This window comes from Sphingopyxis sp. (assembly GCF_016704835.1).
Classification (GTDB): Bacteria; Pseudomonadota; Alphaproteobacteria; order Sphingomonadales; family Sphingomonadaceae; genus Sphingopyxis.
The window spans coordinates 93,776-119,318 of sequence record NZ_JADIZJ010000021.1 but is presented as its reverse complement, the minus strand read 5'-3'; the positions used below and the strand labels follow the sequence as shown (position 1 = coordinate 119,318).

The following is a 25,543-nucleotide window of genomic DNA, read 5'->3' as shown; positions in this document are numbered from 1 at the left end:
GGCACTATGAACACGCATGTCAGCCCGCGCCGCGGCAAGCAATTGCTCCGCGCCGATCGCGCCTATCGCAGCGGCGGCGCGCTGGCGCGGCTGCTGGCTTTGGCGCCCTCAGGACTGTTCCACCGCCTCCTCGACCGGATCGACGTCGGCCTCGCGCTCGGCACGATCGAAGCGCATGCGCCCGACGGCAGCGTCCGCCTGCTTGGCGGGCGCGGCAAGGGGCCAGCGGCGGTCGTTCACCTGCACAGCTGGGCGGCGCTGGCGCGGCTGGCGATGTCAGGATCGGTGGGCTGGTATCGCGCCTGGGACGCAGGCGAGTGGTCGTCACCCGATCCGGTGGCGCTGTTCGACCTGTTCATGCGCAATAGCGAATCTCTGGGGGATGTGGCGCGCGCGCGCGGGCCGCTGCGCTGGCTGAACAAAATTGCTCATGTGCTGAACCATAACAACCGCCGCGGCGCCAAGCGCAACATTCATGCCCACTATGATTTGGGTAATGATTTCTATCGCTTATGGCTCGACCAGGCGATGAACTATTCAAGCGCGCTGTTCGCCGACCCGGCGCAATCGCTGGAGGACGCGCAGTTCGCCAAGGTCGACGCGATCCTCGACCGCCTCGACCTGCGATCCGGCAGCCGCTTGCTGGAAATCGGCTGTGGCTGGGGCGCGCTCGCGGAGCGCGCGGTCGAGCGGCACGATGTCATCTACACCGGGATCACACTGTCGCCGTCGCAGGCCGAAATCGCCGACGCGCGGCTCGCCGCGGTCGATCTGTCAGGACGATCGCGTGTTGAACTCTGCGATTATCGCGACGCACAGGGGCCATATGACGCGATCGCCAGCGTCGAGATGGTCGAAGCCGTCGGGCAGGCCTATTGGCCTGCCTATCTCGACGCTATCGCGCGGCTGCTGCGCCCCGGCGGTAAAGCAGCGATCCAGTATATCCTGATCAACGATGCGCTGTTCGAGCGCTATGCCGCGAGCAGCGATTTCATCCAGGCCTATATTTTTCCGGGCGGTTGCCTGATCTCTGAAACCCGGTTTCGGGCGCTGGCCGAAGCGCGCGGACTGGCGTGGTGCGATGTTCACCGCTTTGGCGAGGATTATGTCGAGACGCTGCGCCAGTGGCGCGAGCGTTTCGACGCCGCTGTCGCCGCCGATGGGCTGCCGTCGGGGTTCGATGACCGCTTCGTGCGGCTCTGGCGCTATTATCTGCAATATTGCGAGGGCGGATTTCGCGGCGGCGGCATCGACGTTGCGCAAGTCACGCTTGAAAGAACAGCCTGAAAACAGGGGAGAGGGATCCTATGCGACGATATCTGGCAGCGGCGTTACTGAGCGCCGCGGCGACGGCGTGCTCCGCACCCGCATCCACGCAAACCACCGACACGCTGCCAAAGGATATGAATGTGCTGTTCTGGACCCAGGATCAACGCGACGTCGCTTTCCGCACGATGGAGACTGTTCCCAAGGTGGTGGTCAATACCGTGGAAGCCGGTGGTACGGTCTACCCACTGCCGCAAGGGCAGCCGCTCAACCTTGGTTCGGATGTCGATGCTTATATGGCGAAGCAGCGCAACGCGGGGCTGATCATCGTTCAGGACGGCAAGGTCCGACTCGAGAAATATGCGCTTGGCTATGGCGCCGCGGGGCGCTGGACCAGTTTTTCGGTCGCCAAGAGTTTCACCTCCACCTTGGTCGGGGCGGCGGTCAAAGACGGCTATATCAAGAGCCTCGACGACAAGGTTACTGTCTATATCGCCGGGCTCAAGGGCTCGGCCTATGACGATGTGAGCGTGCGGCAGCTGCTGACGATGACGTCGGGGGTCAGGTGGAACGAGGATTATACCGATCCGAAATCCGACGTTGCGCAGTTCAATTTGCAAAAACCCGTCGCGGGGGAGGACATTACTGTCAGCTATATGAAGACGTTACCGCGCGAAGCGCCGGCTGGATCGAAGTGGGTGTACAAGACCGGCGAGACCAATTTGATCGGTGTGCTGGTGTCGAGCGCAACGGGCAAGACGCTGTCGCAATATCTTTCCGAAAAGGTTTGGAAGCCGTTCGGAATGGAGCAGGACGCGGTTTGGATGCTCGGCGCCACCGGGCATGAGATCAGCGGCTGCTGCATGTCCGCCAGCCTCAAGGATTACGCGCGGTTCGGCCAGTTCATGTTGAACGGCGGCGTCGCGGGCGGCCAGAAGGTTGTCCCCGACGACTGGATGACTGCAGCGACGACGAAGCAAACGGGGATCGATATTCCGGGCCGCGGCTATGGCTATCAATGGTGGACGAATGACGACGGCAGTTTTGCGGCGCAGGGTATTTTTGGTCAGGGAATCTTCATCGATCCGCAGCGCCAGCTGGTGATTGCGTCGAACGGCAACTGGCCGACCGCGACCGATCCCGAGGGGGTCGGCGCGGCGCGTGAGGCCTTTTACAAAAGCGTGCAAGCGGCGGTGGACCGGGAGGCGGCGAAGTAAAATACGTCGCCCCCACTGGCGGGGCGGTTGCCTGGTCGGGAGGCGCTGTGTAAACTTCCGGCGGCCGCGCCTTCGCCGGGGCGACGGCTATGTGTCGGCCACGATCGCCGTCGCGCGCTGCGCCAGCCAAACGGCGGCAAGCGGAATCGCAACGCCCAGCGCCATGATCCACCACGCATCGGCGAGGGTCACGGCGCGATAAAGCGCAGCGCCAATCACCGACCCCGCGACGATCCAGCCGGCGCCAGTGCCTGCCGAAATGCGCATCGCGAGCCAGCCGCCGGCAAAGGTGCCGATGAACCAGCCGACAATCAACGCGATCGTCGATCCGATCGGGATCAAGATTTCGCCAGTCTCGACGTCATATTCGGACGGGGAAATTTCGCTACCGGCATATTGCGCCAGCCAGATCAGCCCGAAGGCGACGACGATGCCGATCACCGCCGCGATCGCCGATCGCAAAATATCCTTGGTCATAGCTGCGCCCTTGCAAACCCGTCTTATCCGGCTCCCTTAGTGCCGGAAAACAAAAATGGCGTTAAGCCTTTTCCATGACCTTGGGCAAAGCGTGAAAGGCGGTGCTGTCGAAGCCGTCGACCATCAGCCCGGCGACGAACTCACCGACGGCCGCGGGTTCCTTGATGCTTTTTGCGTCTTCGCCGGGATAGGCGCGCGCGCGCATCTGGGTGCGCGTGCCGCCGGGATCGAGAATGGCAGTGCGCACGGTCGAGATGTTGCGCATTTCAGCGCCATAGCTGGTCACCAGCGTCTCGAATGCCGCTTTCGACGCGGCGTAAGCGCCCCAATAGGCGCGCGGTTCGCGGGCAACGCCACTCGACAGCGCGAGCAGGCGCCCGTTCGCAGCGCTGCGCAGCAGCGGGTCGAAATTGGCGATCAGCGCCTGCTGCGCGATGAGGTTGAGCGTCAGCAGCTTGTTGAATTCCTTGCCGTCGATTGCCGCGACGGGGGTCAGCGTGCCGAGCATCGCGGCATTAAGGACCAGCATGTCGAGCTGCTGCCAGCGTTCGGCCATCGCGCTGGCGAGGCGCGCGATACTGTCACCGTCGGTCAGGTCGAGCGGCGCGATCGTCGCGGCGCCGCCCGCCTCGTGGATGCGATCCTCAAGCGCTTCGAGCCCGCCCGCGGTGCGCGCGGTGATCACGACATGCGCGCCGCGTGCTGCCAACGCTGCGGCAATCGCTTCGCCGATGCCACGGCTCGCCCCGGTGACGAGCGCAACCTGGCCCGCCAGGTCTTCAGTCTTGATAGTCATGATGTCAGACAACTCGTTCGGCAAGCAGTGAAAATTGGTCCTCTAACCCATGCTCGTCGAAATCGGTGAGCGTGGTGGGATAATCGCCGGTAAAGCAGGCATCGCAATATTGCGGGGCGTCGTCGGTGCGCTTTGCTTCGCCCAGCGCGCGGTAGAGGCCGTCGATGGTGACGAACGACAGGCTGTCGGCGTTGATGAAATTTGCCATCTGGCCGACGGTCATCTGCGCCGCGAGCAGCTTGGCGCGTTCGGGGGTGTCGACGCCATAGAAGCAGCTGTGCTGCGTCGGCGGACTGGCGATGCGCATATGGACTTCGGCAGCGCCGGCATCGCGCATCATCTGGACGATCTTCAGGCTGGTCGTGCCGCGCACAATCGAATCATCGATCAGCACGATCCGCATGCCGGCGATCAGCGCGCGGTTGGCGTTGTGCTTCAGCTTGACGCCCAAATGGCGGACTTTGTCGCCCGGCTGGATGAAGGTGCGGCCGACATAGTGCGAGCGGATGATACCGAGTTCGAACGGGATACCCGATTCCTGCGCATAGCCGATCGCGGCGGGCGTTCCCGAATCGGGGACCGGGATGATCAGGTCGGCATCGACAGGGTTTTCGCGCGCCAGTTCGGCGCCGATGGCCTTGCGAACCGAATAGACGCTGGTGCCATCGACGATCGAATCAGGCCGCGAAAAATAGACATATTCGAAGATGCACGGCCGCGCCGATTGCGCGGCGAAGGGGCGGTGCGTGGTGAGCTGGCCGTCGCGGACGATTACCAGTTCGCCCGGTTCAACCGAGCGGACGAATTCGGCACCGACGACGTCGAGGGCGACGGTTTCTGATGCCAGAATATGCGCGTCGCCGAGCTTGCCGATAACCAGTGGACGGATACCGAGCGGGTCGCGGCAGCCGATCATCCCCTCGGCAGTCAGGCAGATCAGCGAATAGGCACCCTCGACCTGCTTCAGCGCGTCGATGAACCGGTCGAGCAGCGAACGATAGCTCGACGTCGCGACGAGGTGGATGATCACCTCGGTATCGCTGGTCGACTGAAAGATCGAACCGCGGCGGACGAGCACCTTTTTGAGCGCTGTCGCGTTGGAAATATTGCCATTATGCGCCACCGCGAAACCGCCGGTCGACAGGTCTGCAAACAACGGCTGGACGTTGCGCAGCGCGGTCTCGCCGGTCGTCGAGTAGCGGACATGCCCCACCGACGATCCGCCCTGCAACTGGCGCATGATCTCGTCGCGGTCGAAATTGCCCGCGACATGGCCCATCGCACGGTGGGTGTGGAATTCCTTGCCGTCGAAGGCGGTGATCCCCGCGGCCTCCTGGCCCCGGTGCTGCAAGGCATGCAGGCCGAGCGCGACAACCGCGGCGGCGCTGTCGGCGCCGTGAATACCAAAGACGCCGCACTCCTCACGGAGCTTGTCGTCGTCGAAAGGGTTTGTGGTGAGCATGATGGTCCAGCAGCGAGGGCAGTGACTGGCGCGCATATAGGGACGGCAAACGCAAATGTCGCCCCCCTATTCACGATATTGTCATGGTGGGCGTCAACGACGGGGTGACAGCAGCTCTGCACCTGCTCTAAAGCGCGGGGCATGGACGACCACCGCGACGCCACTGATCATTTCCTCCCGCGTTTTGACGCAGCGGGACTGGTAACCGCAATCGTCATCGATGCCGAAACCGGCGTGCTGCTGATGGTCGCGCATATGAATGCCGAGGCGATCGAGCTAACGCAGGCGACGGGGCAGGCGCATTTCTGGTCGCGATCGCGCGCGGCGCTGTGGCGCAAGGGCGAGACGTCGGGCAACGGGCAGACGCTGGTCGAGATGCGCGTCGACTGCGATCAGGATGCGTTGTTGCTGCGTGTGATACCCGCCGGCCCGGCTTGCCATACCGGGCGCCGGTCGTGCTTTTATCGCCGGGTCGAAGCGGACGGCGCTCTGACGTTTCTGGACGATGATGCGCAGAGCTAAGCTCGCACTGGTGCTGGGCATCCTGCTAATCGGCGGGTGTGAGCGGCCTGCGCCGGATCGGAGCGGGCAGGGGATCGACGCCGACAGCCCGCTGGAAATCGCCGCGCGCGAACGCAGGGTCGTGAATCCGGACGCCGAGACGCCGGTCGGTGTGTTCGAACGCTCGCACGATCTGGGCCGCGATGCGATGTGTGTCGTTCCCGACGGACCGGGGCAGTGGCGGTTTGCGGTCACGGCGGCTTTTGGGACCACCTTGTCCTGTTCGGCCAGCGGAACGATGGCGCGCGAAGGCGAAGGGTGGCGCATGCGTTTCGCCGGGGCGGAAGACTGCGACGTGTTGGTGCGGGAAGAGGAGGAAGAGCTGCGCCTCCCGGGCAGCCTGCCGCCCCAATGCAAGAAATTGTGTCCAGCACGTGTGTCGCTTTCGGGTTTGCGACTGCCGCGCGCCAGCTGGTCGGTGGACGATGCGCGGGGCTTGCAGATCCGCGATCGACAAGGCAATATGCAACAACCTTGCGGGGTCTGAGCTCGCTCAATGCGCCCCGATTTGCCGGTCTTGACGTTCACGTCAACGGAAACTAGTTTCAGCGGCATGACCGAACCATATGGCCACGCCCATATCGATACGCCCGATCATCTGGGGCGCGAACAATTCAGCATCACCGACTTGTCGACCGAGTTCGGCGTCACCGCGCGTGCGCTGCGTTTCTATGAGGATGAAGGGCTGATCAGCCCGTCGCGCAAGGGATTGTCGCGCATCTATTCGAAACGTGACCGGGCGCGGCTGGCGTGGATCCTGCGCGCCAAGCGAACGGGGTTCAGCCTGGCCGACATTCGCGAAATGATCGACCTGTACGACGTCGGCGACGGCCGCAAGCTGCAGCGCCAGGTGACGATCGAGAAATGCGAACAGCGCATCGGCTTGTTGCAGCGGCAGCGGGACGACATCGACAGCGCTGTCGAAGAACTGTCGCGGTTCATCGATATGGTGAAGAAAGTCGACGCCGGCCAGAAGGTCGGTTGAGCCTCTCCCCAGGCAAGTGACATTGCGAAGCTGATTTTCAGAAGGATTTCCCATGCCCGTCTATCGCGCCCCCGTGCAAGACAGCCTTTTCCTCCTCAATGATGTGCTCGGGGTCGAGCGCTACGCGAAGCTGCCCGGTTTCGCTAATGCGACCCCCGACATGATCGAGGCGGTGCTGACCGAGGCTGGCAAATTCTGTGAGGAAGTGCTGTTCCCGATCAACCAGTCGGGCGATCTGGAGGGCTGCACGCGCCACAACGACGGATCGGTGACGACGCCGAAGGGCTTCAAGGAGGCTTACAAGGCCTATTGCGAAGCCGGCTGGACGCTGCTGACCCAGCCGGAGGAATTTGGCGGGCAAGGACTGCCGCATATTGTCGGTTTTCCGGTGGAGGAATATCGCATGGCCGCCAACCAGGCCTTTGCGATGTACCCGGGGCTGACCCAAGCCGCGGTTGCGGCAATTCTCGTCAAGGGGTCGGACGAGCAGAAGGCCCTTTATGCACCCAAGATGATTTCGGGCGAATGGGGCGGGACGATGAACCTCACCGAGCCGCATTGCGGCACCGACCTTGGTCTGATCCGCACCCGGGCGGTGCCGAATGGTGACGGCAGCCATGCGATCACCGGAACCAAGATATTCATCTCGTCGGGCGAGCATGACCTGACCGACAACATCATCCACCTGGTGCTCGCCAAGACCCCCGATGCGCCCGACAGCGTCAAGGGCATCTCGCTGTTCATTGTACCGAAGTTCCTCGTCAACGAAGACGGATCACTGGGTGAGCACAACGCGCTGCAATGCGGCTCGATCGAGCACAAGATGGGCATCCATGCCAATTCGACCTGCGTGATGAACTATGATGGCGCGCGAGGCTGGATGGTCGGCGAGGAGAACAAAGGCCTCGCCGCGATGTTCGTGATGATGAACGCCGCGCGGCTTGGCGTCGGCATTCAGGGGCTGGGTCAGGCCGACATCGCGTTCCAGAATGCGGTACGCTATGCGCAGGATCGCCGTCAGGGCCGCGCGCTCACCGGTCCGGCCGACCCGCAGGAAAAAGCCGATCCGCTGTTCGTCCATCCCGACGTCCGCCGCATGCTGATGGATGCCAAGGCCACCGTCGAAGGGTTGCGTGCGCTGTGCCTGTGGGGCGCCTTGCAGGTCGATCTGGCGCACGTTGCCGAGACCGAGGAAGAGCGCCAGCAGGCCGACGACCTCGTCAGCCTGCTCACCCCGGTGATCAAGGGCTATGGCACCGACAAGGGCTATGACGTCGCGACCAACGCGCAGCAGGTGTTCGGCGGCCACGGCTACATCGAAGAATGGGGCATGAGCCAATATGTCCGCGATGCCCGCATCACGATGATCTACGAAGGCGCGAACGGCGTCCAGGCGATGGACTTGGTCGGGCGCAAGCTGGCGCAGAACGGCGGTCGTGCCATCCAGGCCTTTTTTGCGATCATCGACGCCGAATGCGCGCGCGCCAAGGACAATGAAGCGCTCGCCGACTTTGCCGCGCGGCTGGAAAAAGCGAACGGCGAACTCAAGGCCGCGACGATGTGGTTCATGCAGAACGGTATGGCGAACCCGAACAATATCGGCGCCGGTGCGCATCACTATATGCACATCATGGGGATCGTCGCGCTGGGCTCGATGTGGCTGATGATGGCCGAAGCGGCGCAGAAGGCGCTCGCCGAAGGGCGCGGCAACAAGGCGTTCCTTGAAGCCAAGCTCGTCACCGCGCGCCACTTTGGCGAACGGTTCCTGCCCGACGCCGGGTCGCTGCGCCGCAAGATCGAAGCGGGCAGCGAAGCGATGATGGCGCTGGCCCCGGAACAATTTTACGCCGCCTGATCGCGCCCGATGGAACGATCGCCGCCGCCATGCGTGGCGTCGGCGATGAGCGACCCCGAACGCCCGCAGACCTTGGTCCCCATCGTCGTCGAAGGGCGAAACTGCTGGCGCATCGAACGCGCCAACAAGGCGCGAATGATCGTCGATGCCGCCGATTATTATGCACTCCTCGAACGGTTGATGGCGGGCGCTCAGGAACGGATCCTGCTGATCGGGTGGGACTTCGATCCGCGCATTCCGTTAATCCCCGACGAACAGGGCAAAGGCGAATCGCTCGGCCATTATCTGCTTCGCCTCGCCAAGGACCAGCCGAAGCGCGACATCGACATTTTACGCTGGAACTTCGGCGGGCTGAAACATCTGTTTGTGCCATCGATCGTGGCGATGATCCTGCGCTGGAAAATGACCAAATCGATCAGTTTCCGGCTCGACAGCGCGCACCCGGTCGGGTGCAGCCACCATCAGAAGGTCGCGGTGTTCGACGATCATCTGGCGGTATGCGGCGGTATCGATGTCAGTTCGACGCGGTGGGACACGCGCGAGCATGTCGACGACGACCCGCGGCGCACCGGCCCCAACGGCAAACGCTATATGCCCTGGCACGATTCGACGATGATCCTGTCGGGACCGATCGGAACCGCGCTCGCGGAACTCGGCAACGAACGCTGGCAACGCGCGACGAACAAGCCGCTCCGTGACCTGAGTGGGGCGGGCGAGAACTGGCCGGACGATTTGGAAGCCGATTTCAAAGATGTCGATGTCGCCATCTCACGCAACAGCGCGAAACATGATGGCCGCGAAGAGGTGCGCGAGAATGCGCAGCTCTATCTCGACATGATTGCCGGGGCGCAGCGCTTCATCTATTTCGAGAATCAATATTTCACCAGCGGCGCGATCGCCGCGGCGATTGCGGCGCGGCTCGACGAAGACGATCCGCCCGAATTTGTCATGGTCATGCCGCTCACGGCTGACGGGTGGCTCGAACAGATGGCGATGGACGCGGCGCGGGTGCAACTCGTCCGCTCGATCGCCAAGTCGCGGCACGGTGACCGACTGAAAGTCTATGTTCCGCATACCAAGGGCGGCGACCCCATCTATGTCCACGCCAAGACCGCGATCGTCGACGACCGCTTGCTGCGGATCGGATCGTCGAACCTGAACAACCGGTCGATGGGGCTCGACAGCGAATGCGACGTCACGATCGATGCGGCGCTGGCAGCGAACAAGGGCGTCGAGCCGGTCATCGCGCGACTTCGCGAGTCCCTGATGGCCGAGCATTTGGGCGTGACCGAGAAAGATATCGCAGCGACGTTCGAGCGTACCGGATCATTGATCGAAACGATCGAATCCATGCGCGGCGACGGTCGCTCGCTCGAACTGCTCGATCTGGTCGCCCCTGGACCGCTCGACGAATTCATTGCCAACAACGAAGTGCTCGACCCGACCAGCCCTGATGCGATGTTCGAAAGCTTTACCGAGCGCGGGCTCAAAAAGAGCTGGCACCGCGGGCGCGATTGGACGAAGCGGCACCGGCCTTTCCGGCGCAAAAAAGGCTGACGAGCGCTTAGTCTGCAAGCGACAGAATATGCTTCGCCTGTTTGAGGTGCGGGGCATCGACCATCTTGCCATCGACCTGCAGCACCCCGACCCCCGGACTGGCGGCGAAGGCATCAACGATCGCCTGCGCGCGCGATACTTCGTCGGAGCTGGGCGTGAAGGCGGCGTTGATCGGTTCAACCTGCGACGGATGGATCGCCATCATGCCGGTAAACCCGTCGCGCCGTGCTCGCGCCGCATAAGCAGCAAGCCCTGCTTCGTCCTTGATCGCTGGGAACACAGTGTCGATGGCGGCGACGCCAGCGGCGTGGGCGGCAAACAGCGTCAGCGCGCGGGCGACGTCATAGGGCGCAGTGTAGCTGCCGTCAGTTTCGCGACTAGCCGTCGCTCCGATCGCGGCGGGCAGGTCTTCGGCGCCCCAGGTCAGCCCAAGCAGACGGTCCTTCGTCTCGCGGTAGCTGCCCAGGTTGAAGATCGCCGCGGCGGTTTCGGTCGCGATCGGCAGGATGGGGGGCAGCGATGCGTCGGCCGCGCCTTCGCTGCGCAAAATCAAATCGAGCTGCGCGATGCTCGGCGCGCCTTCGGCCTTTGGCAACATGATCGCATCGGGGCGTGCGGCGATGATCGCGGCGACATCGGCGGCGGTCATATGTCCATCGAGCGGATTGACGCGCACCAAGGTGACGACTTCGCGCGCGCCAGCCAGATAATCGGCAATCGCATGGCGCGCCGCATCCTTGTTCGCGAGTGACACCGAATCCTCCAGATCGAGGATGATCGCGTCCGCCCCCGATGCCGCCGCCTTGGCAAAGCGTTCGGGGCGGTCGCCGGGGACGAAGAGGAGGGAACGTAGTCTCATGTGCTGGCCTTCCGCAGGACAAGTGTAGAACGCTCGCACTGGCAGACAAGTTCATCGCGCTGGTTGATGCAGCGGTGGCGGAAGGTCACGATCCCGGCGTTCGGCCGCGATTTCGATTCCTTCAGCCCGATGACTTCGCTCTCCGCGCGCAGCGTGTCGCCGATAAACACCGGCTTGGGCATCACCAGCTTGTCATAGCCCAGGTTCGCAACGAGCGTGCCGAGCGTCGTGTCGCCGACCGACAGCCCGACCATCAGGCTGAACGTAAATGTGCCGTTGACGAGGATCTGACCGAACTCCGACGCCTTCGCCGCCTCGATGTCGAGATGCAGCGGCTGCGGATTGTGCGTCATCACCGTGAACAGCAGATTGTCGGTCTCGGTCACCGTGCGGCGGATGTCGTGGGTCAGCATGTCGCCGATTTGCCATTCGTCGAAATATCTACCGGCCATTATGCGTCTTCCTTTTCGATCCGCACGAGCAATGCCTCGACCTGCACCTGCGCGCCCGGTGTCGCATTAAGCTCGGCCACTACGCCGTCGAACGGCGCGGTCAGGCTATGCTCCATCTTCATCGCTTCAAGGGTGAGCAGTTTCTGGCCTTTGCTCACTGTGTCACCCGCTGCGACCTCTACCGCAATGACCTTGCCGGGCATGGGGGAAAGAATGGCGCCGTCGCCAGCTGCTCCGCCCGCGCTGCCCGCAGCGCGCCAAGTGGTGAGTTGCCACACGGAACCGCTCTCGGCGACGAGCATGGCGGGCGCCGGATCGTCAGTGCCGGGGCCGTGCAGTTCGACCTCAATACGCTTTCCATCGAGCATAAAGACCGCAGAGCGCACGTCGGGTGCGTTAAGACGGAAACCCGCGTGCAGCGAGCGCGGAACGATCGCCATTGCGGCGTTGGTAAGGGCTTCGATCGTGGGAGCGGGCTCTTCGGTCATCGCATCGCCATCGCGGGCGATGAGTCCCGTATCGACGGTGCCAGTTACGAAGTCGTTGTGAGCGAGAGCGTTAATCAGGAAGGCCGAATTTGTCTTCACCGGCCAGATCGCGCTGTCCTCCAGCATTTCCGACAGCAGCTCGCGCGCTTCCTCGCGATCCTCGCCATAAGCGATGACCTTGGCAATCATCGGGTCATAGAAGGGCGAAACTTCGGCGCCTTCATAGACGCCGGTATCGACGCGGCCGAGGTGCTCGGAAAGCTGGAACAGTTCGAGCGTGCCGATCGAGGGCAGGAATCCCTTTGCGGGATCTTCCGCATAAAGCCGCGCTTCCATCGCCCAGCCGTTGATCGACAGCTCGTCCTGTCGCAGCGGCAGTGGCTCACCGCTCGCTACCCGCAGCTGCCACTCCACCAGATCGACCCCGGTGATCTCCTCGGTCACCGGATGCTCCACCTGCAGCCGGGTGTTCATTTCCATGAACCAGATGCGGTCGGCGCGCAGGCCTTCGCTGGCGTCGGCGATGAATTCGATCGTTCCGGCGCCAACATAGCCGACCGCCTGCGCTGCGCGCACCGCGGCGGCGCACAGCGCTTCGCGGGTGATCTCGTCCATGCCCGGAGCCGGGGCTTCCTCGATCACCTTCTGGTGGCGGCGTTGCAGCGAACAATCACGTTCGAAAAGATGGACGACATTGCCGTGGGTGTCGCCGAACACCTGCACCTCGATATGGCGCGGGGTCAGGATATATTTCTCGATCAGCACATGGTCGTTGCCGAACGACGCCGCCGCCTCGCGCTGGCAGGAGGCGAGCGCGTCGATGAAATCCGCTGCGGCATCGACCTTGCGCATCCCCTTGCCGCCGCCGCCTGCGACGGCCTTGATCAGCACCGGATAGCCGATTTCAGCGGCGCGTTCGGCGAGGAAGGGGGCGTCCTGATTTTCGCCCATATAGCCGGGGGTTACCGGCACTCCGGCTTCGGCCATCAGTTTCTTGGCGGCATCCTTCAGCCCCATCGCGGTGATCGACGAGGGGTTGGGACCGACCCAAATCAACCCGGCGTCGATGACGGCCTGCGCGAACGCGGCATTCTCGGACAGGAACCCGTAACCCGGATGGATCGCCTCCGCCCCGGAGGCTTTGGCGGCGGCGATGATCTTTTCGCCAACCAGATAGGATTCGCGCGCCGGCGACGGACCGATATGCACCACCTCGTCGGCCTGCCGGACATGCAGCGCCTTGGCGTCGGCGTCCGAATAGACCGCAACGGTGCGAATGCCCATCTCGCGTGCGGTGCGGATGATGCGGCAGGCGATCTCGCCGCGATTGGCGATGAGGAGAGACTGGATCATGGATGAGGTTCCGGAAAGTCGTGACGGGAATGAAGAGCGTCAAGCAGCGAATTGATGTCGTTCACGAACCCGCCGTCGGAGAAGACGAGAGCAGGAAGATTCTGGTTCGCCTCGCCGATAGCCTCGACGACCAGCGGGCGCGGACGCGGCCAAGGTACGCGGATCACTTCGAGGTTGGCGGTGCGATCGGGGAACATCGCGAGCAAGCCTTCGATCAGGATGCAATCGCGGCAATAGAAGGTCGAACCCGGAAAAGCCGGGTCGTCGAACGCGCGCTCGAGAAGGAGCAGGCGATCGGGTTTGCCGCTCATCGCCATCACATCCTGAACACGCCGAACCCACGATCCTCGATCGGGGCGTTCAGCGTTGCCGCGAAGGCCAGCCCGAGCACATCGCGCGTCTGGGCGGGGTCGATGATGCCGTCGTCCCAAAGCCGCGCGGTTGCGTGATAGGGGTTGCCTTCGTCCTCGTACTTCTGGCGGATCGGCGCCTTGAACGCCTCGGCCTCCTCGGGAGTCCATTTGTCGGCGTCGCGGTGGACGGTCGCGAGCACGCTCGCCGCCTGTTCGCCCCCCATCACGCTGATCCGCGCATTGGGCCAGGTGAACAGGAAACGCGGTGAATAGGCGCGCCCGCACATGCCGTAATTGCCCGCGCCAAAACTGCCGCCGATCAGCACGGTAACCTTGGGCACCGTCGCGGTCGCGACCGCGGTCACCAGCTTGGCGCCGTGCTTGGCAATGCCCTCCGCCTCATATTTGCCGCCGACCATGAAGCCGCTGATGTTCTGGAGGAAGAGGAGGGGGATGCGGCGTTGCTGCGCCAGTTCGATGAAATGCGCGCCCTTGACCGCGCTCTCGCTGAACAGCACGCCGTTGTTGGCGAGGATCGCGACCGGGATACCCCAGATATGCGCGAAGCCGCAGACGAGCGTGCTGCCGTAATTGGCCTTGAAATCATGAAACTCGCTGGCGTCGACGATGCGCGCGATGGCTTCGTGGACATCATAGGGCGCGCGGACGTCGTCGGGGACGACGCCGTAGAGCTGCTCGGGATCATATTTGGGCGGACGCGGGTCTTTCAGCGCGACGTTGAACCCGGTGTCGGCGCCCAGATGGCTGATGATGTCCCGCACGATGGTCAGCGCATGTTCGTCATTTTCGGCGAGATGATCGACAACGCCCGATCTCCGCGCGTGCAGGTCACCGCCGCCCAGATCCTCGGCGCTGATTTCTTCGCCCGTCGCGGCTTTGACCAGCGGCGGACCGGCGAGGAAGATCGTCCCCTGATTGCGGACGATCACGGTCTCGTCGCTCATCGCAGGGACATAGGCGCCGCCCGCGGTGCAGCTGCCCATCACGCACGCAATCTGCGGGATGCGCCGCGCCGACATATTGGCCTGATTGAAAAAGATACGCCCGAAATGGTCGCGGTCGGGGAACACCTGATCCTGATGCGGCAGGTTGGCGCCGCCGCTGTCGACAAGATAGATGCACGGCAGGCGGTTTTCGAGCGCGATTTCCTGCGCGCGCAGATGCTTTTTCACCGTCAACGGATAGTAGGTGCCGCCTTTGACCGTCGCGTCGTTGCACACGATCATGCACTGGCGCCCCGAGACTCGGCCGATGCCGCAGATCAGCCCCGCGCCGGGCACTTCGCCATCGTAAAGGTCGTTTGCCGCGAGCTGGCCGATCTCAAGGAACGGCGAACCCGGATCGAGCAACCGTTCGACCCGCTCGCGCGGCAACAGCTTGCCGCGGCTGGTGTGCCGCTCGCGCGATTTCTCATTGCCGCCAAGCGCCGCTTCGGCGACGCGCGCCCATAGTTCGTCCTTCAGGGCGCGATTATGCGCGGCGCGGGTGCGAAACTCGTCGCTGTCGGGATCGACATTGGTGCCAAGAACCGGTGCGCTCACTGTAAAGTCTCTCCCCGTTTGTCGTCCGGATCGCCCGGTTCATCTTTCAGGATCAGGTAACGATAGACGCCGATCGCATTGATGATCAGCAGCGCCACATTCTGCCAACCGATGCCCTCGCTATCGGGTTGCAAAAAGCCCCAAGCGATCAACGCAATGCTGCTCGTGACAAAGATGACAAAGGCCCAGCCCGTGCGGCGGCGGCCCAGGTTGAGCGAGACGATGAGCGCCGCGAGCGTCGACGCGGCCGCGCCATAATATTGCAGAGCGGTGAGCAGCGTGTCGTTCACGCGGCCGCGCCCAGGATGGCGAACACGCCCGACGCGGTGAGGATCGGCCAGCCGATGTGCCGCCCGCGGGTGTAAAAGCCATCGGCCAGACCGACCGCCGTCCACGCCGCACCGATCAGCAGGATCAGGTTGCGCGGTGTTCCCGGCCAGATGACCGAGGCGGCGGACACCAGCATCAGCACCGACATCGCATGCCAGGCAAAGCGAAACACCTTGCGCGCCAGATCGACCGCCATGATCCCCTGATTGAGCGCGAGGAGCGGCTGGATCAGTCGTTTCTCGCCCAGCGCGCCATGCACCAGGGCCGTCGTCGCCATGAAGGCCGCCGACAGCCAGAGCCAGATCAAGCGCCGGCGCCGATCAGCTCGCGGCCGATCAGCATCCGGCGGATCTCGTTGGTCCCGGCGCCGATGTCGAGCAGCTTGGCATCACGCCAATAGCGTTCGACTGGCCAGTCCTTGGTATAGCCCGCGCCGCCTAGCGCCTGGATCGCTTCGCCCGCGACCTTCACCGCGCTTTCGCTGGCGAGCAGGATGCAACCCGCGGCGTCGAAGCGCGTCGTCTGCCCGGCATCGCAAGCCTTGGCGACATTATAGACGTAGGACCGCGCCGACTGGAGCGCGACATACATATCGGCAACTTTCGCCTGCATCAGCTGGAACGAGCCGATCGGCTTGCCGAATTGCTTGCGGTCGCGAACGTAGGGAATGACGGTATCGAGGCAGGCTTGCATGATGCCGAGCTGGAGCCCGGCGAGCACGACGCGCTCATAATCGAGCCCCGACATCAGCACCCCGACGCCGCCATTCGCCGGTCCCATGACCTGTTCTTCGGACACTTCGCAATCGGTGAAGACGAGCTCGGCGGTTGGCGAGCCGCGCATGCCGACCTTGTCGATCTTTTGCCCGATGCTGAACCCCGGCATGTCCTTTTCGATCAGGAAGGCGGTGATGCCGCGCGAGCCCGCTTCGGGGCTGGTCTTGGCATAGACGACGAGCGTGTCCGCATGCGTCGCGTTGGTGATCCAGAATTTGGTGCCGTTGAGGACGTAACCGCCCTGAACCCGCTCAGCCTTCAGCTTCATCGACACGACATCGCTGCCGGCGCCCGCTTCGGACATCGCGAGGCTGCCGACATGTTCACCGCTGATCAGCTTGGGGAGATATTTCGCCTTTTGCTCGGCACGCCCCCAGCGGCGGATCTGGTTGACGCACAGATTCGAATGCGCGCCATAGGACAGGCCGATCGCGCCCGAGGCGCGCGACACTTCTTCGACCGCGATCACATGCTCCAGATAGCCGAGGCCAAGCCCGCCAAACTCTTCCTCGACGGTAATGCCGTGTAGGCCGAGATCGCCCATCTGCGTCCACAGTTCGTCGCGCGGGAACCAGTCTTCGGCATCAGCTTTGGCAGCGAGCGGTGCGATCTGGTCGTCGGCGAAGCGTGCGGTGGTGTCGCGGATCATGTCGGCGGTTTCGCCGAGCGCGAAATCGAAGTCGGGGGTTGCGCGCATGGATGGGCCTATCGATCGAGGGCGGGACTGTGTGCGATACTGCCCCAAAAATTGATCATATGGAAATTGAAACGATAGGGGATTTGGCATAAGTAAAATCTATGATTAAGCGTGCCCATGTCCGCCAGTTTCTCGCCGCCGTCGATGCGGGCAGTTTTACCCAAGCGGCGGCGCGGATCCGGGTGACCCAGCCGGCACTGTCGAGCGGGATTGCCGAGCTCGAAAAACTGGTCGGCACGCCGCTGTTCATCCGCAATCGACGCCAGATCCGGCTTACCGAAGCGGGCGGTCGTTTCCTGCCGATCGCGCGCGATCTGGAACGCGGGTTTCGCGCTGCCGACGATTTCGGCCGCGAGGACAACCGCCAGGCGACCGAACTCAAGCTCGGGGTGATCCGATCGGTGTCAGGGGAGTTTTTGCAGGCGATCGTCACGGCGCTGCGAACCAGCTTCGCCATCGAGCTGATCGAAAACAGCGAATCCGAACTTCGCGCAGCACTGGGCAGCGGCCGCATCAACTTGGCGCTGGTCCCGCTGCGGTCGGGCGAGCGCGGCGATCAGGTAATGCCGTTGTACGAAGAGCCGCTGGCGATGTTCATCGCAACCGATCATCCGCTCGCCGGGCGGATCGAGGTCGGCCCCGAGGAACTCGCCGCCGAAACGATGATCGCGCGCCGCTCGTGTGAATTTCTCGATGCCACCAGTCGCTTCTTCACGCGGCACGGTGTGCGCCCGCGCTTTGCCCTGCGCAGCGAGAGCGACGAGCGGTGTCTGCGGATGGTCGCTGCCGGGATCGGCATCACGACCGCGCCGGTGTCGCTGGCGATCGACGGCATCGTTCCGCTCAAGGTCGCGGGGTATGATTTCCGTCGTGAACTGGGCTTGATCGCCGATCCGGCGTGGGCGGCATTGCCCGACGTCGCACCGCGACTGGCCCATGCCCGCGATACCGTGACTGCCATCGCCGCAGAATGGCGCCGGACCCGGGTCGACGCCGCCGCATGAGCCGTCACCTTACAAGTCTGGCTTGCATGGCCAAAAGGCCATACAGCTTGATCGCCGCACGCCGCGGCGGCAAGGGCGGGGCATGACCGATACGCTGACCCATCTCGACCGGCTCGAGGCCGAGAGCATCCATATCATGCGCGAAGTGATGGCCGACGCGGTCAAGCCGGTGATGCTGTATAGCGTCGGCAAGGACAGCGCGGTGATGCTGCATCTGGCGCGCAAGGCCTTCTATCCCTCGCCGCCGCCGTTTCCGCTGCTGCACGTGGATACGACGTGGAAGTTCCAGGCGATGTACGAACTGCGCGACCGGATGGCGGCGGAGAGCGGCATGGAGCTAATCGTCTATCAGAACCCCGAGGCGAAGCAGCGCGGGATCAATCCGTTCGACCATGGCCCGCTGCATACCGACATGTGGAAGACAGAAGGATTGAAGCAGGCGCTCGACCTCCATGGTTTCGATGTCGCCTTCGGCGGTGCGCGGCGCGACGAGGAAAAGAGCCGGGCGAAGGAACGCATCTTTTCCTTCCGCACCGGCACCCACGGCTGGGATCCCAAAAAGCAGCGCCCCGAGCTGTGGAACCTCTACAATGCCAAGAAGGCCAAGGGCGAAAGTATCCGCGTCTTCCCGATCTCGAACTGGACCGAACTCGATATCTGGCAATATATCGCGCGCGAAAATATCCCGATCGTCCCGCTCTATTTCGCTGCGCCGCGCCCGACGGTGGAGCGTGACGGCTTGCTGCTGATGGTCGACGACGATCGCTTTCCCTTGCTGCCCGGCGAGACGCCCGTCGAGCGTTCGGTGCGTTTCCGCACCCTGGGTTGTTATCCGCTGACCGGCGCGGTCGAGAGCGAGGCGAAGACGCTCAGCGAAGTGATTCAGGAAATGCTGCTGACGACCACCAGCGAAAGGCAAGGACGGATCATCGACAAGGATGGCGGCGACGCCAGCATGGAGAAGAAGAAGCAGGAGGGGTATTTCTGATGCCAAATCCTGCAGACGCTCCCATCTACGTCACCGACGCCCTGATCGCCGAGGATATCGACGCCTATCTTGCGCAGCATCAGCAGAAATCGCTGCTGCGGTTCATCACCTGCGGATCGGTTGACGACGGCAAATCCACGCTGATCGGGCGGCTGCTTTACGACAGCAAGATGATCTTCGAGGACCAGCTTGCCGCGCTCGAAACGGACAGCAGGAAGGTGGGCACACAGGGGCAGGAGATCGATTTTGCCTTGCTCGTCGACGGCCTTGCTGCTGAGCGCGAGCAGGGGATCACGATCGACGTTGCTTACCGCTTTTTCACCACCGAGAAGCGCAAGTTCATCGTTGCCGACACGCCGGGGCATGAACAATATACGCGCAACATGATCACCGGCGCGTCGACCGCCGACCTCGCGGTCATCCTGATCGACGCGCGCAAGGGCGTGCTCACCCAGACGCGGCGGCACAGCTATCTCGCGCATCTGATCGGCATCAAGCATATCGTGCTCGCGGTGAACAAGATGGACCTGGTCGGTTACGATAAGGCCGTATTCGAGCGGATTCTGCTGAGCTATCGTGCCTTTGCGAGCGAGATCGGCATTACCAACTTCACCGCGATCCCGATCTCGGGGTTCAAAGGCGATAATATTACCGCGCTGTCGGACAATATGCCCTGGTTCAAGGGACCGGCGCTGATCGAGCATCTGGAAGGTGTCGAAGTTGCCGCGCAGCGTGACGTAAATTCCGATTTTCGCTTTCCTGTTCAATGGGTCAATCGTCCGAACCTCGATTTTAGGGGCTTTTCGGGGCAGATTGCGGGCGGATCGGTCAGGCCGGGGGACGCGGTGCGTGTCCTGCCCAGCGGCAAAACCACGACAATCGACCGCATTGTCACCATTGGTGGAGACCTTGATGAGGCCGTCGCGGGCCAGTCGGTGACGCTGACACTTGCCGACGAGGTCGATTGCTCGCGCGGCGATGTCATCGCCGCCGCCGACGCACCGCCCGAGGCCGCGGACCAGTTCGAGGCGACGCTCGTCTGGATGGCCGACGAGGCGATGATCGCGGGCCGCGCCTATTGGCTCAAGCTGGCGACGCAGACGGTATCGGCGACGGTCCAGCAGCCGAAATATGAGATCAACGTCAATACGCTCGACCATCTTGCGGCCAAGACGCTGGAACTCAACGGCATCGGCGTCGTCGAACTGTCGACCGACAAGCCAATCGTGTTCGAGGCCTATGCCGACAATCGCACGCTGGGCGGGTTCATCCTGATCGACAAGCTGACCAACGCGACCGTCGCCGCGGGGATGCTGCACTTCAGCCTGCGCCGCGCGCAGAATGTCCATTGGCAGGCGAGCGACATCAGCCGCGACATGCGCGCGAACCTGAAAAATCAGAAACCCGCGCTGCTGTGGTTCACCGGCCTGTCGGGGTCGGGCAAGTCGACGATCGCCAATCTGGTCGAAAAACGCCTGCACCGGATGAACCGGCACAGCTTCCTGCTCGACGGCGACAATGTCCGCCACGGGCTCAACCGTGACCTCGGCTTCACCGAAGCCGACCGCATCGAAAATATCCGCCGCGTTGGCGAGGTTGCAAAGCTGATGACCGACGCTGGGCTGATCGTGATCACCGCCTTCATCTCGCCTTTCCGCGTCGAGCGCGACATGGTGCGCTCGATGCTGCCCGAGGGCGATTTTATCGAAGTGTTCATCGACACCCCGCTCGCCGAAGCCGAGCGCCGCGATGTCAAAGGCCTGTATAAAAAGGCGCGCGCCGGGCAGCTCAAGAATTTCACCGGCATCGACAGTCCGTATGAGGCGCCCGAGACCCCCGAGATCCGCATCGACACGACGGCGATGTCGCCGGAGGAAGCGGCGGACCTGATCATCGACCGGCTGCTTGGCTGACATGACCGAAAGCGACGAGCAGCTGGCCGAACGGCTCGCCACCGCTGCGGGCGCGATCCTGCTGGCGCTGCGGAGGGAGGGGCTGGAGGGCAAGGCGCTGGGGCAGGCGGGTGATGAAGCCGCCAACGCGATGTTGTGCGACGAATTGCGCGCGGCGCGTCCCGATGACGCGATCCTGTCCGAAGAGGAAAAGGACTGCGCGGCGCGGCTGGCGCACCGCCGGGTTTGGATCGTCGATCCGCTCGATGGCACGCGCGAATATGGCGAAGGGCGCGACGACTGGGCGGTGCATGTCGCGCTCGCGGTCGATGGCGTTGCGCGCGTGGGCGCGGTGGCGTTGCCGGGGTTGGGGATCACGTTGACTTCGGGCGCGCCGATGCCGCTGCAGCCCGCGAATAAGCCGCTTAAGATGCTGGTCAGCCGCACACGCCCCGCGGCCGAGGCCGTGTATGTGGCCGAGCGGATCGGCGCCGAGCTGCTCGCGATGGGATCGGCGGGCGCCAAGGCGATGGCGGTGGTGCGCGGCGAGGCCGACATCTATCTGCACACCGGCGGCCAGTATGAATGGGACAATTGCGCGCCCGTTGCGGTGGCGCAGGCGGCGGGCCTGCATGCCAGCCGCGTCGATGGGTCGGCGATCCAGTATAATGCGGCGGATACCTATTTGCCCGATTTGCTGATTTGCCGGATGGAATTGGCGGACGAGGTTTTGCGGCTGGCAGCGGCATATTCGCCGGATTAGACGTTGCCACCGCGAAGGCGGGGCCGTCATCGGTTTAGGTTTCAGTCGTTGGAGAGGCAGCCAGCGGCCCCCGCCTTCGCGGGGGCGACGATTGCCTTTTTCATCGATCGCTGACCCATCCGCGGTTGCCAGCCGCTTCGTCACCCCCTAATCCGTTGCATCAAGAAACCGAAAAGCGACGGGAGACCCGCAATGACCGACCTGCCTGATACCAACCTCACCATGCTGACCCTCGTCAAGCCCGAGGGCGAGCTGGTGGTATCGCTCGAACGGCGTCCGATGCCGACGCCCAAGTCGCACGAGGTGCTGGTCCAGATTCTCGCGACCCCGATCAACCCGTCGGATCTCGCACTGTTGTTCGGCGGCGCCGATATGTCGACCGCGCGTGCCTCGATCCGCGATGGCCTGCCGCAGATCACCGCCGATATTCCGCCCGCCGGCATGCGCGCAATGGGCGGCCGCATCGGCGAAGCGCTGGCGATCGGCAACGAAGGCTGCGGCACCGTGGTCGCGGCGGGCGATTCGCCAGAGGCGCAGGCACTGCTCGGCAAAACCGTCGCGCTGATCGGCGGCGAGATCTTTGCCGAATATCGCTGCCTGCCAGCGCAGATGTGCATGGTTCTGCCCGACGGCACCGATCCCAAGGATGGCGCGTCGTGCTTCGTCAATCCGCTCACGAGCCTTGCCTTCACCGAGGTGATGAAGGCCGAAGGGCATAGCGCCATCGTCCACACGGCAGCGGCGTCGAACCTGGGCCAGATGCTGGTCAAGATCTGCGCCAAGGACGGCATTCCGCTAGTCAACATCGTGCGCAGCGACGCGCAGGTCGAAATACTCAAGAGCATTGGTGCAACGCATATCGTTAACAGCAGCGCCGACGATTTCATCGACCAACTGGTTGCGGCGATCGTCGCGACCGGCGCGACGATCGGATTCGACGCGATCGGTGGTGGCAAGCTGGCGGGACAGATCCTGTCGGCGATGGAAGTCGCCGCGGTAAAGCGGATGGCGACGTACAGCCGCTATGGTTCGGATACGTTCAAGCAGGTCTATATCTATGGCGGGCTCGATCTTGGCCCGACGATCCTCAACCGTGCGTTCGGCCTGACCTGGTCGCTGTCGGGCTTCCTGCTGACGCCGTTCCTGCAAAAGGCGGGGATGGAAACCAATTTGCGGCTGCGGGCGCGCGTCGTCGATGAACTGACGACGACGTTCAAGAGCCACTACAGCCATGAAATCTCGCTGACCGAGGCGCTGTCGCTGGACGTGGCGCATGCGTATAATGCGAAGCGGACGGGCGAGAAATATCTGATTCGGCCGTAGGATAGTCGTTCTGGATCTTAATCCTCCCAGTGGCGAAGCCATGGGGAAGTGGCAGCGCGAAGCGCTGACGGAGGGGCAATGACGCTAAGTCGTTGCCCCGAACTCTGTCGGGGGGCCAAGACCTCAGCGCCGCAGTGGATACCGGAACAAGTCCGGAATGATAAACGGCAACAAAAGACCAAAGCTAGCCGTCGCGCCCGCGACGGCGGGGGCCGCTTTCGGTTTACACAGCGACGCAGGAATTGGCTGTTTGCGGCCTCCGCCTTTGCGGGTGCAACGATTATTGGTGACGGCCGCTCCCCACCCCAAACCAATCATTCACAATTTTTCGCTACCGTTGTCGAATGAGACAATCCCGACGCTATCACGAACCCTCACGGCATTACCGCGGACGCCTACAACGCCCTCGCCGCAGTTCGTCGGCAGGCGGCACATTGTTGGGGTTTGGGCTGCTAGGGGTTGTTGTGGGAGGTGGCTGGGCAATCTCCAAACCGGAGCAGAAGGCAGCAGCATTTTCGGCCGCAGAACGCTTTGCGATCGATACCGGCATTACACGGGAGCGCGCCTCAGGATGGCGACTATTGGCGCGGCTGCAATGATGCACGAGCGGCGGGCACCGCACCAATCTATCGAGGCGAGCCCGGATATCGGGAAGGCATGGATGGCGACAACGACGGGATTGCTTGCGAGCCTTATCGCTGACGGTCGTAGTTCCGAAATCGGACCGATTGCGGACATTCTAAATTGATCCCATAGTTCGGCGATGTTGCCGCCAGTTCGATCTTTAGTTTGCCTTAGCCTACTGGCCGCGTCGGCCTGCGGCGAGCAACTCGCCTCATCCCAAATGAAGCAACACAACGTACTCGTCTTTGACGACCCAGGCCCCTAATCCACCTCGCGGAGATTGGCTGTCGGCTGCTCTAATGCCTGCTCTCCACCCCATACCAGCCATAAGCCGCCGATATGGCGGCAATGGCCGGAAACGACCAGTTGCGGTCATTGCTCAAAACTGTAAATCTTCCGCATGCTCGGCTCCGATGAAATTGCCTTAGATGATCGTAACGGTCGGCCGATTGCGCCTGAACGTGCAATCACGACAAGTCTATGGATTGCATTTTTGATATTTTTTGCCGCTGCATCGGGATATATCGCCAATGAAATGTGGCAGAAAAATCAAGCTGAATTGGCCGCTCTATCAGCGGCATCGGCGGTGATCCTGTTATTCACAGCCATTAGCCGTTACAGGCAGGCAAAACGTTACCGCCGCGCATATCAGCTAAAGTTGAGCAACTATGAAGCAGGTGCGCGGCAGACGCCATTCTGACGTCCGCTCCCCCCTAAACTAGTCGTTCGAGCCCCTGTAACTGCCTTACCGCTTCATGCACTGCCGCACATCATCGCGCTTGTACTCGCTGCAATTCCACAGCGCCTTTTCGAATCCCGACTTGTCATCGCGCAGGTAGGAAAAGGTCATTGCGGCGCGCTGGGTGTCGCTCATTGCGTCGCTGTCGGGTTTCAGCATCGGGTTGGTCCAGCCCATGAACTTGCAATAGGGTTTTTCGCCGCACAGCCGCAGTGCGGTGGTGACGAAGCTTTCGGGCGCGGCGCGGCGGTCGAGTTGGGTGTAGATCGTGTCGCGGCCTGTCGCTTCACCCGCACCGACGACGACGCGCGCGTCGCCGACCGCGGCATTGGCATCGACGCCGGTCGCCAGTTCGGTTGGCAAGCCGAGCGCTATGGCGTGCAGCGGTGAGATAGCAGCAAGCTTCGCGACCGGCCCGTCGCTGCCCGACACCGCGCCGCGGAACGCGCCCGCAGTGCCCCAATAGCCCGGCCAGCGGAAGAAGAGGTGGGTGTCGACGATCGCGATCTTTTCGAGGCTGTCGCTCCAATAGGGACGGACCCAGTCGGTGTGATAATGGGTGGCGAGGCCGACCGGCGGATAGGTGCCACCGAGAGCATCATGTCGGCAATCTCCTGCGCGCGGATCCACGCGGCGTCGGAGTAGCGGCGATTCAGCGCGCCGTCGCAGGTGAAGGTGAACTGGCAGCCGGTGGTGCGCTCCGACCCCTGAAACACGACGCCGCAGATCGATTTCGGGAAGGCCGGGTGGCGCGCGCGGTTGATGATGACCTGACCGACCGCTTGCTGCCCTTTAGCATCATCGCCCGCCTCGTAGATCATCGCGGCAGCGAGGCAGTCGCGGGCGCGAAGTTTGGCGTCGCCATTGCCGGCATAGATGAAGGGGCGCGCGGCGATGAAGCCCTTGGTGATCAGCGCGATCTGCGCATTTGCGGCGCGCGCATCATCCTCGGCAACGGGTGCAAACTCCATCGGCAGCACATCGGGGACGACGTCCGCAGGCGGCGCGACGGGATGCGGGCGCACGCTGAGGGCGTCGCCACTGCGGCCACTGGCAAACAGCACCGCACCGATTGCCAATGCCGCCAACAGCACGAACAGCCAGCCCGTCCAGTCGCGCCCGATAGGCAACGCCGCTTGATCGTCATGGGGTTGCACGAATGGT

The 25,543-nt window shown here is 63.1% G+C and carries 27 protein-coding genes; 14 read left to right on the top strand and 13 right to left on the bottom strand.

Translation table 11 applies throughout. From position 1 onward, the window contains the following. Nucleotides 1-6 precede the first annotated feature (6 nt). Nucleotides 7-1,287: a cyclopropane-fatty-acyl-phospholipid synthase family protein gene (locus tag IPF76_RS15620; RefSeq protein WP_293845990.1), complete on the top strand. Its 1,281-nt coding sequence runs from the start codon at nucleotides 7-9 to the stop codon at nucleotides 1,285-1,287. A 20-nt stretch (nucleotides 1,288-1,307) separates the two neighbouring features. Next, nucleotides 1,308-2,483, top strand: coding sequence for a serine hydrolase (locus IPF76_RS15615; RefSeq protein WP_293845987.1), 1,176 nt, complete (start codon nucleotides 1,308-1,310; stop codon nucleotides 2,481-2,483). A gap of 87 nt (nucleotides 2,484-2,570) precedes the next feature. Here the strand turns inward: IPF76_RS15615 and IPF76_RS15610 are convergent, their stop codons facing one another. From IPF76_RS15610 to purF, 3 genes are all read right to left on the bottom strand, one after another. Beyond that, on the bottom strand, nucleotides 2,571-2,960 hold the full coding sequence (locus tag IPF76_RS15610) for a hypothetical protein (protein ID WP_293845984.1): 390 nt from the start codon (nucleotides 2,958-2,960) through the stop codon (nucleotides 2,571-2,573). A 61-nt stretch (nucleotides 2,961-3,021) separates the two neighbouring features. Further along, complete coding sequence (locus IPF76_RS15605) at nucleotides 3,022-3,756, bottom strand: SDR family NAD(P)-dependent oxidoreductase (RefSeq protein ID WP_293845981.1); 735 nt, start codon at nucleotides 3,754-3,756, stop codon at nucleotides 3,022-3,024. 4 nt (nucleotides 3,757-3,760) lie between these two features. Continuing rightward, nucleotides 3,761-5,218: an amidophosphoribosyltransferase gene (purF, locus tag IPF76_RS15600; protein ID WP_293845979.1), complete on the bottom strand. Its 1,458-nt coding sequence runs from the start codon at nucleotides 5,216-5,218 to the stop codon at nucleotides 3,761-3,763. 141 nt (nucleotides 5,219-5,359) lie between these two features. Between purF and hisI the strand changes: the two genes are divergently transcribed. The 5 genes from hisI (at nucleotide 5,360) to IPF76_RS15575 (ending at nucleotide 10,176) form a co-directional block, all read left to right on the top strand. Next, the gene (hisI, locus tag IPF76_RS15595) at nucleotides 5,360-5,740 is read left to right on the top strand and encodes a phosphoribosyl-AMP cyclohydrolase (protein WP_293845976.1); all 381 of its coding nucleotides are present in this window, start codon (nucleotides 5,360-5,362) and stop codon (nucleotides 5,738-5,740) included. Further along, entirely contained in the window at nucleotides 5,724-6,266 is a 543-nt protein-coding gene (locus IPF76_RS15590) for a hypothetical protein (protein ID WP_293845974.1), read from the top strand. Before hisI ends, IPF76_RS15590 begins: the two co-directional genes overlap by 17 nt. A gap of 66 nt (nucleotides 6,267-6,332) precedes the next feature. Then, the gene (locus tag IPF76_RS15585) at nucleotides 6,333-6,764 is read left to right on the top strand and encodes a MerR family DNA-binding transcriptional regulator (protein WP_088439096.1); all 432 of its coding nucleotides are present in this window, start codon (nucleotides 6,333-6,335) and stop codon (nucleotides 6,762-6,764) included. 52 nt (nucleotides 6,765-6,816) lie between these two features. Further along, complete coding sequence (locus IPF76_RS15580) at nucleotides 6,817-8,619, top strand: acyl-CoA dehydrogenase C-terminal domain-containing protein (RefSeq protein WP_293845970.1); 1,803 nt, start codon at nucleotides 6,817-6,819, stop codon at nucleotides 8,617-8,619. A gap of 45 nt (nucleotides 8,620-8,664) precedes the next feature. Then, nucleotides 8,665-10,176 (top strand): phospholipase D-like domain-containing protein, encoded by a 1,512-nt coding sequence (locus tag IPF76_RS15575; RefSeq protein ID WP_293845968.1) that lies wholly within the window; start codon nucleotides 8,665-8,667, stop codon nucleotides 10,174-10,176. 7 nt (nucleotides 10,177-10,183) lie between these two features. Here the strand turns inward: IPF76_RS15575 and IPF76_RS15570 are convergent, their stop codons facing one another. Genes IPF76_RS15570 through IPF76_RS15535 form a run of 8 tightly spaced genes read right to left on the bottom strand, consistent with a single transcriptional unit; the run spans nucleotide 10,184 to nucleotide 17,046 of the window. Then, on the bottom strand, nucleotides 10,184-11,035 hold the full coding sequence (locus tag IPF76_RS15570) for a CoA ester lyase (RefSeq protein WP_293845965.1): 852 nt from the start codon (nucleotides 11,033-11,035) through the stop codon (nucleotides 10,184-10,186). Continuing rightward, nucleotides 11,032-11,487 carry a MaoC family dehydratase gene (locus IPF76_RS15565; protein ID WP_293845963.1) on the bottom strand — a complete coding sequence of 152 codons (456 nt, stop codon included), beginning with the start codon at nucleotides 11,485-11,487 and terminating at the stop codon, nucleotides 11,032-11,034. Before IPF76_RS15565 ends, IPF76_RS15570 begins: the two co-directional genes overlap by 4 nt. Beyond that, the gene (locus IPF76_RS15560; RefSeq protein WP_293845960.1) at nucleotides 11,487-13,328 is read right to left on the bottom strand and encodes an acetyl/propionyl/methylcrotonyl-CoA carboxylase subunit alpha; all 1,842 of its coding nucleotides are present in this window, start codon (nucleotides 13,326-13,328) and stop codon (nucleotides 11,487-11,489) included. Before IPF76_RS15560 ends, IPF76_RS15565 begins: the two co-directional genes overlap by 1 nt. Then, entirely contained in the window at nucleotides 13,325-13,639 is a 315-nt protein-coding gene (locus IPF76_RS15555; RefSeq protein WP_293845957.1) for a DUF3088 family protein, read from the bottom strand. The genes IPF76_RS15560 and IPF76_RS15555 overlap by 4 nt, the downstream gene beginning before the upstream one ends. 5 nt (nucleotides 13,640-13,644) lie before the next feature. Next, the gene (locus tag IPF76_RS15550) at nucleotides 13,645-15,243 is read right to left on the bottom strand and encodes a carboxyl transferase domain-containing protein (protein WP_293845954.1); all 1,599 of its coding nucleotides are present in this window, start codon (nucleotides 15,241-15,243) and stop codon (nucleotides 13,645-13,647) included. Next, complete coding sequence (locus tag IPF76_RS15545; protein ID WP_293845952.1) at nucleotides 15,240-15,533, bottom strand: hypothetical protein; 294 nt, start codon at nucleotides 15,531-15,533, stop codon at nucleotides 15,240-15,242. Before IPF76_RS15545 ends, IPF76_RS15550 begins: the two co-directional genes overlap by 4 nt. After that, complete coding sequence (locus IPF76_RS15540; RefSeq protein WP_293845949.1) at nucleotides 15,530-15,880, bottom strand: hypothetical protein; 351 nt, start codon at nucleotides 15,878-15,880, stop codon at nucleotides 15,530-15,532. The genes IPF76_RS15545 and IPF76_RS15540 overlap by 4 nt, the downstream gene beginning before the upstream one ends. Further along, on the bottom strand, nucleotides 15,877-17,046 hold the full coding sequence (locus tag IPF76_RS15535; protein ID WP_293845947.1) for an isovaleryl-CoA dehydrogenase: 1,170 nt from the start codon (nucleotides 17,044-17,046) through the stop codon (nucleotides 15,877-15,879). Before IPF76_RS15535 ends, IPF76_RS15540 begins: the two co-directional genes overlap by 4 nt. Before the next feature lie 101 nt (nucleotides 17,047-17,147). Between IPF76_RS15535 and IPF76_RS15530 the strand changes: the two genes are divergently transcribed. From IPF76_RS15530 to IPF76_RS15500, 7 genes are all read left to right on the top strand, one after another. Further along, nucleotides 17,148-18,050, top strand: a complete 903-nt coding sequence (locus IPF76_RS15530; RefSeq protein WP_293845944.1) for a LysR family transcriptional regulator — start codon at nucleotides 17,148-17,150, stop codon at nucleotides 18,048-18,050. 40 nt (nucleotides 18,051-18,090) lie between these two features. Next, complete coding sequence (gene cysD, locus IPF76_RS15525; protein ID WP_293847375.1) at nucleotides 18,091-19,038, top strand: sulfate adenylyltransferase subunit CysD; 948 nt, start codon at nucleotides 18,091-18,093, stop codon at nucleotides 19,036-19,038. Continuing rightward, entirely contained in the window at nucleotides 19,038-20,951 is a 1,914-nt protein-coding gene (gene cysN / locus IPF76_RS15520; protein ID WP_293845942.1) for a sulfate adenylyltransferase subunit CysN, read from the top strand. Before cysD ends, cysN begins: the two co-directional genes overlap by 1 nt. Before the next feature lies 1 nt (nucleotide 20,952). Then, nucleotides 20,953-21,693 carry a 3'(2'),5'-bisphosphate nucleotidase CysQ gene (locus IPF76_RS15515; RefSeq protein WP_293847374.1) on the top strand — a complete coding sequence of 247 codons (741 nt, stop codon included), beginning with the start codon at nucleotides 20,953-20,955 and terminating at the stop codon, nucleotides 21,691-21,693. A gap of 192 nt (nucleotides 21,694-21,885) precedes the next feature. Then, entirely contained in the window at nucleotides 21,886-23,016 is a 1,131-nt protein-coding gene (locus IPF76_RS15510) for a zinc-binding dehydrogenase (protein ID WP_293845939.1), read from the top strand. A gap of 471 nt (nucleotides 23,017-23,487) precedes the next feature. Then, nucleotides 23,488-23,718: an excalibur calcium-binding domain-containing protein gene (locus IPF76_RS15505; protein ID WP_293845936.1), complete on the top strand. Its 231-nt coding sequence runs from the start codon at nucleotides 23,488-23,490 to the stop codon at nucleotides 23,716-23,718. A gap of 322 nt (nucleotides 23,719-24,040) precedes the next feature. Continuing rightward, complete coding sequence (locus tag IPF76_RS15500) at nucleotides 24,041-24,340, top strand: hypothetical protein (RefSeq protein ID WP_293845934.1); 300 nt, start codon at nucleotides 24,041-24,043, stop codon at nucleotides 24,338-24,340. 45 nt (nucleotides 24,341-24,385) lie between these two features. Here the strand turns inward: IPF76_RS15500 and IPF76_RS15495 are convergent, their stop codons facing one another. Both IPF76_RS15495 and IPF76_RS15490 read right to left on the bottom strand, forming a co-directional pair. Next, a complete protein-coding gene (locus IPF76_RS15495; protein ID WP_293845931.1) occupies nucleotides 24,386-24,742 on the bottom strand; it encodes a hypothetical protein in 357 nt (118 codons plus the stop codon). A gap of 8 nt (nucleotides 24,743-24,750) precedes the next feature. Continuing rightward, on the bottom strand, nucleotides 24,751-25,536 hold the full coding sequence (locus IPF76_RS15490; RefSeq protein WP_293845928.1) for a cell wall hydrolase: 786 nt from the start codon (nucleotides 25,534-25,536) through the stop codon (nucleotides 24,751-24,753). Between the last annotated feature and the right edge of the window lie 7 nt (nucleotides 25,537-25,543).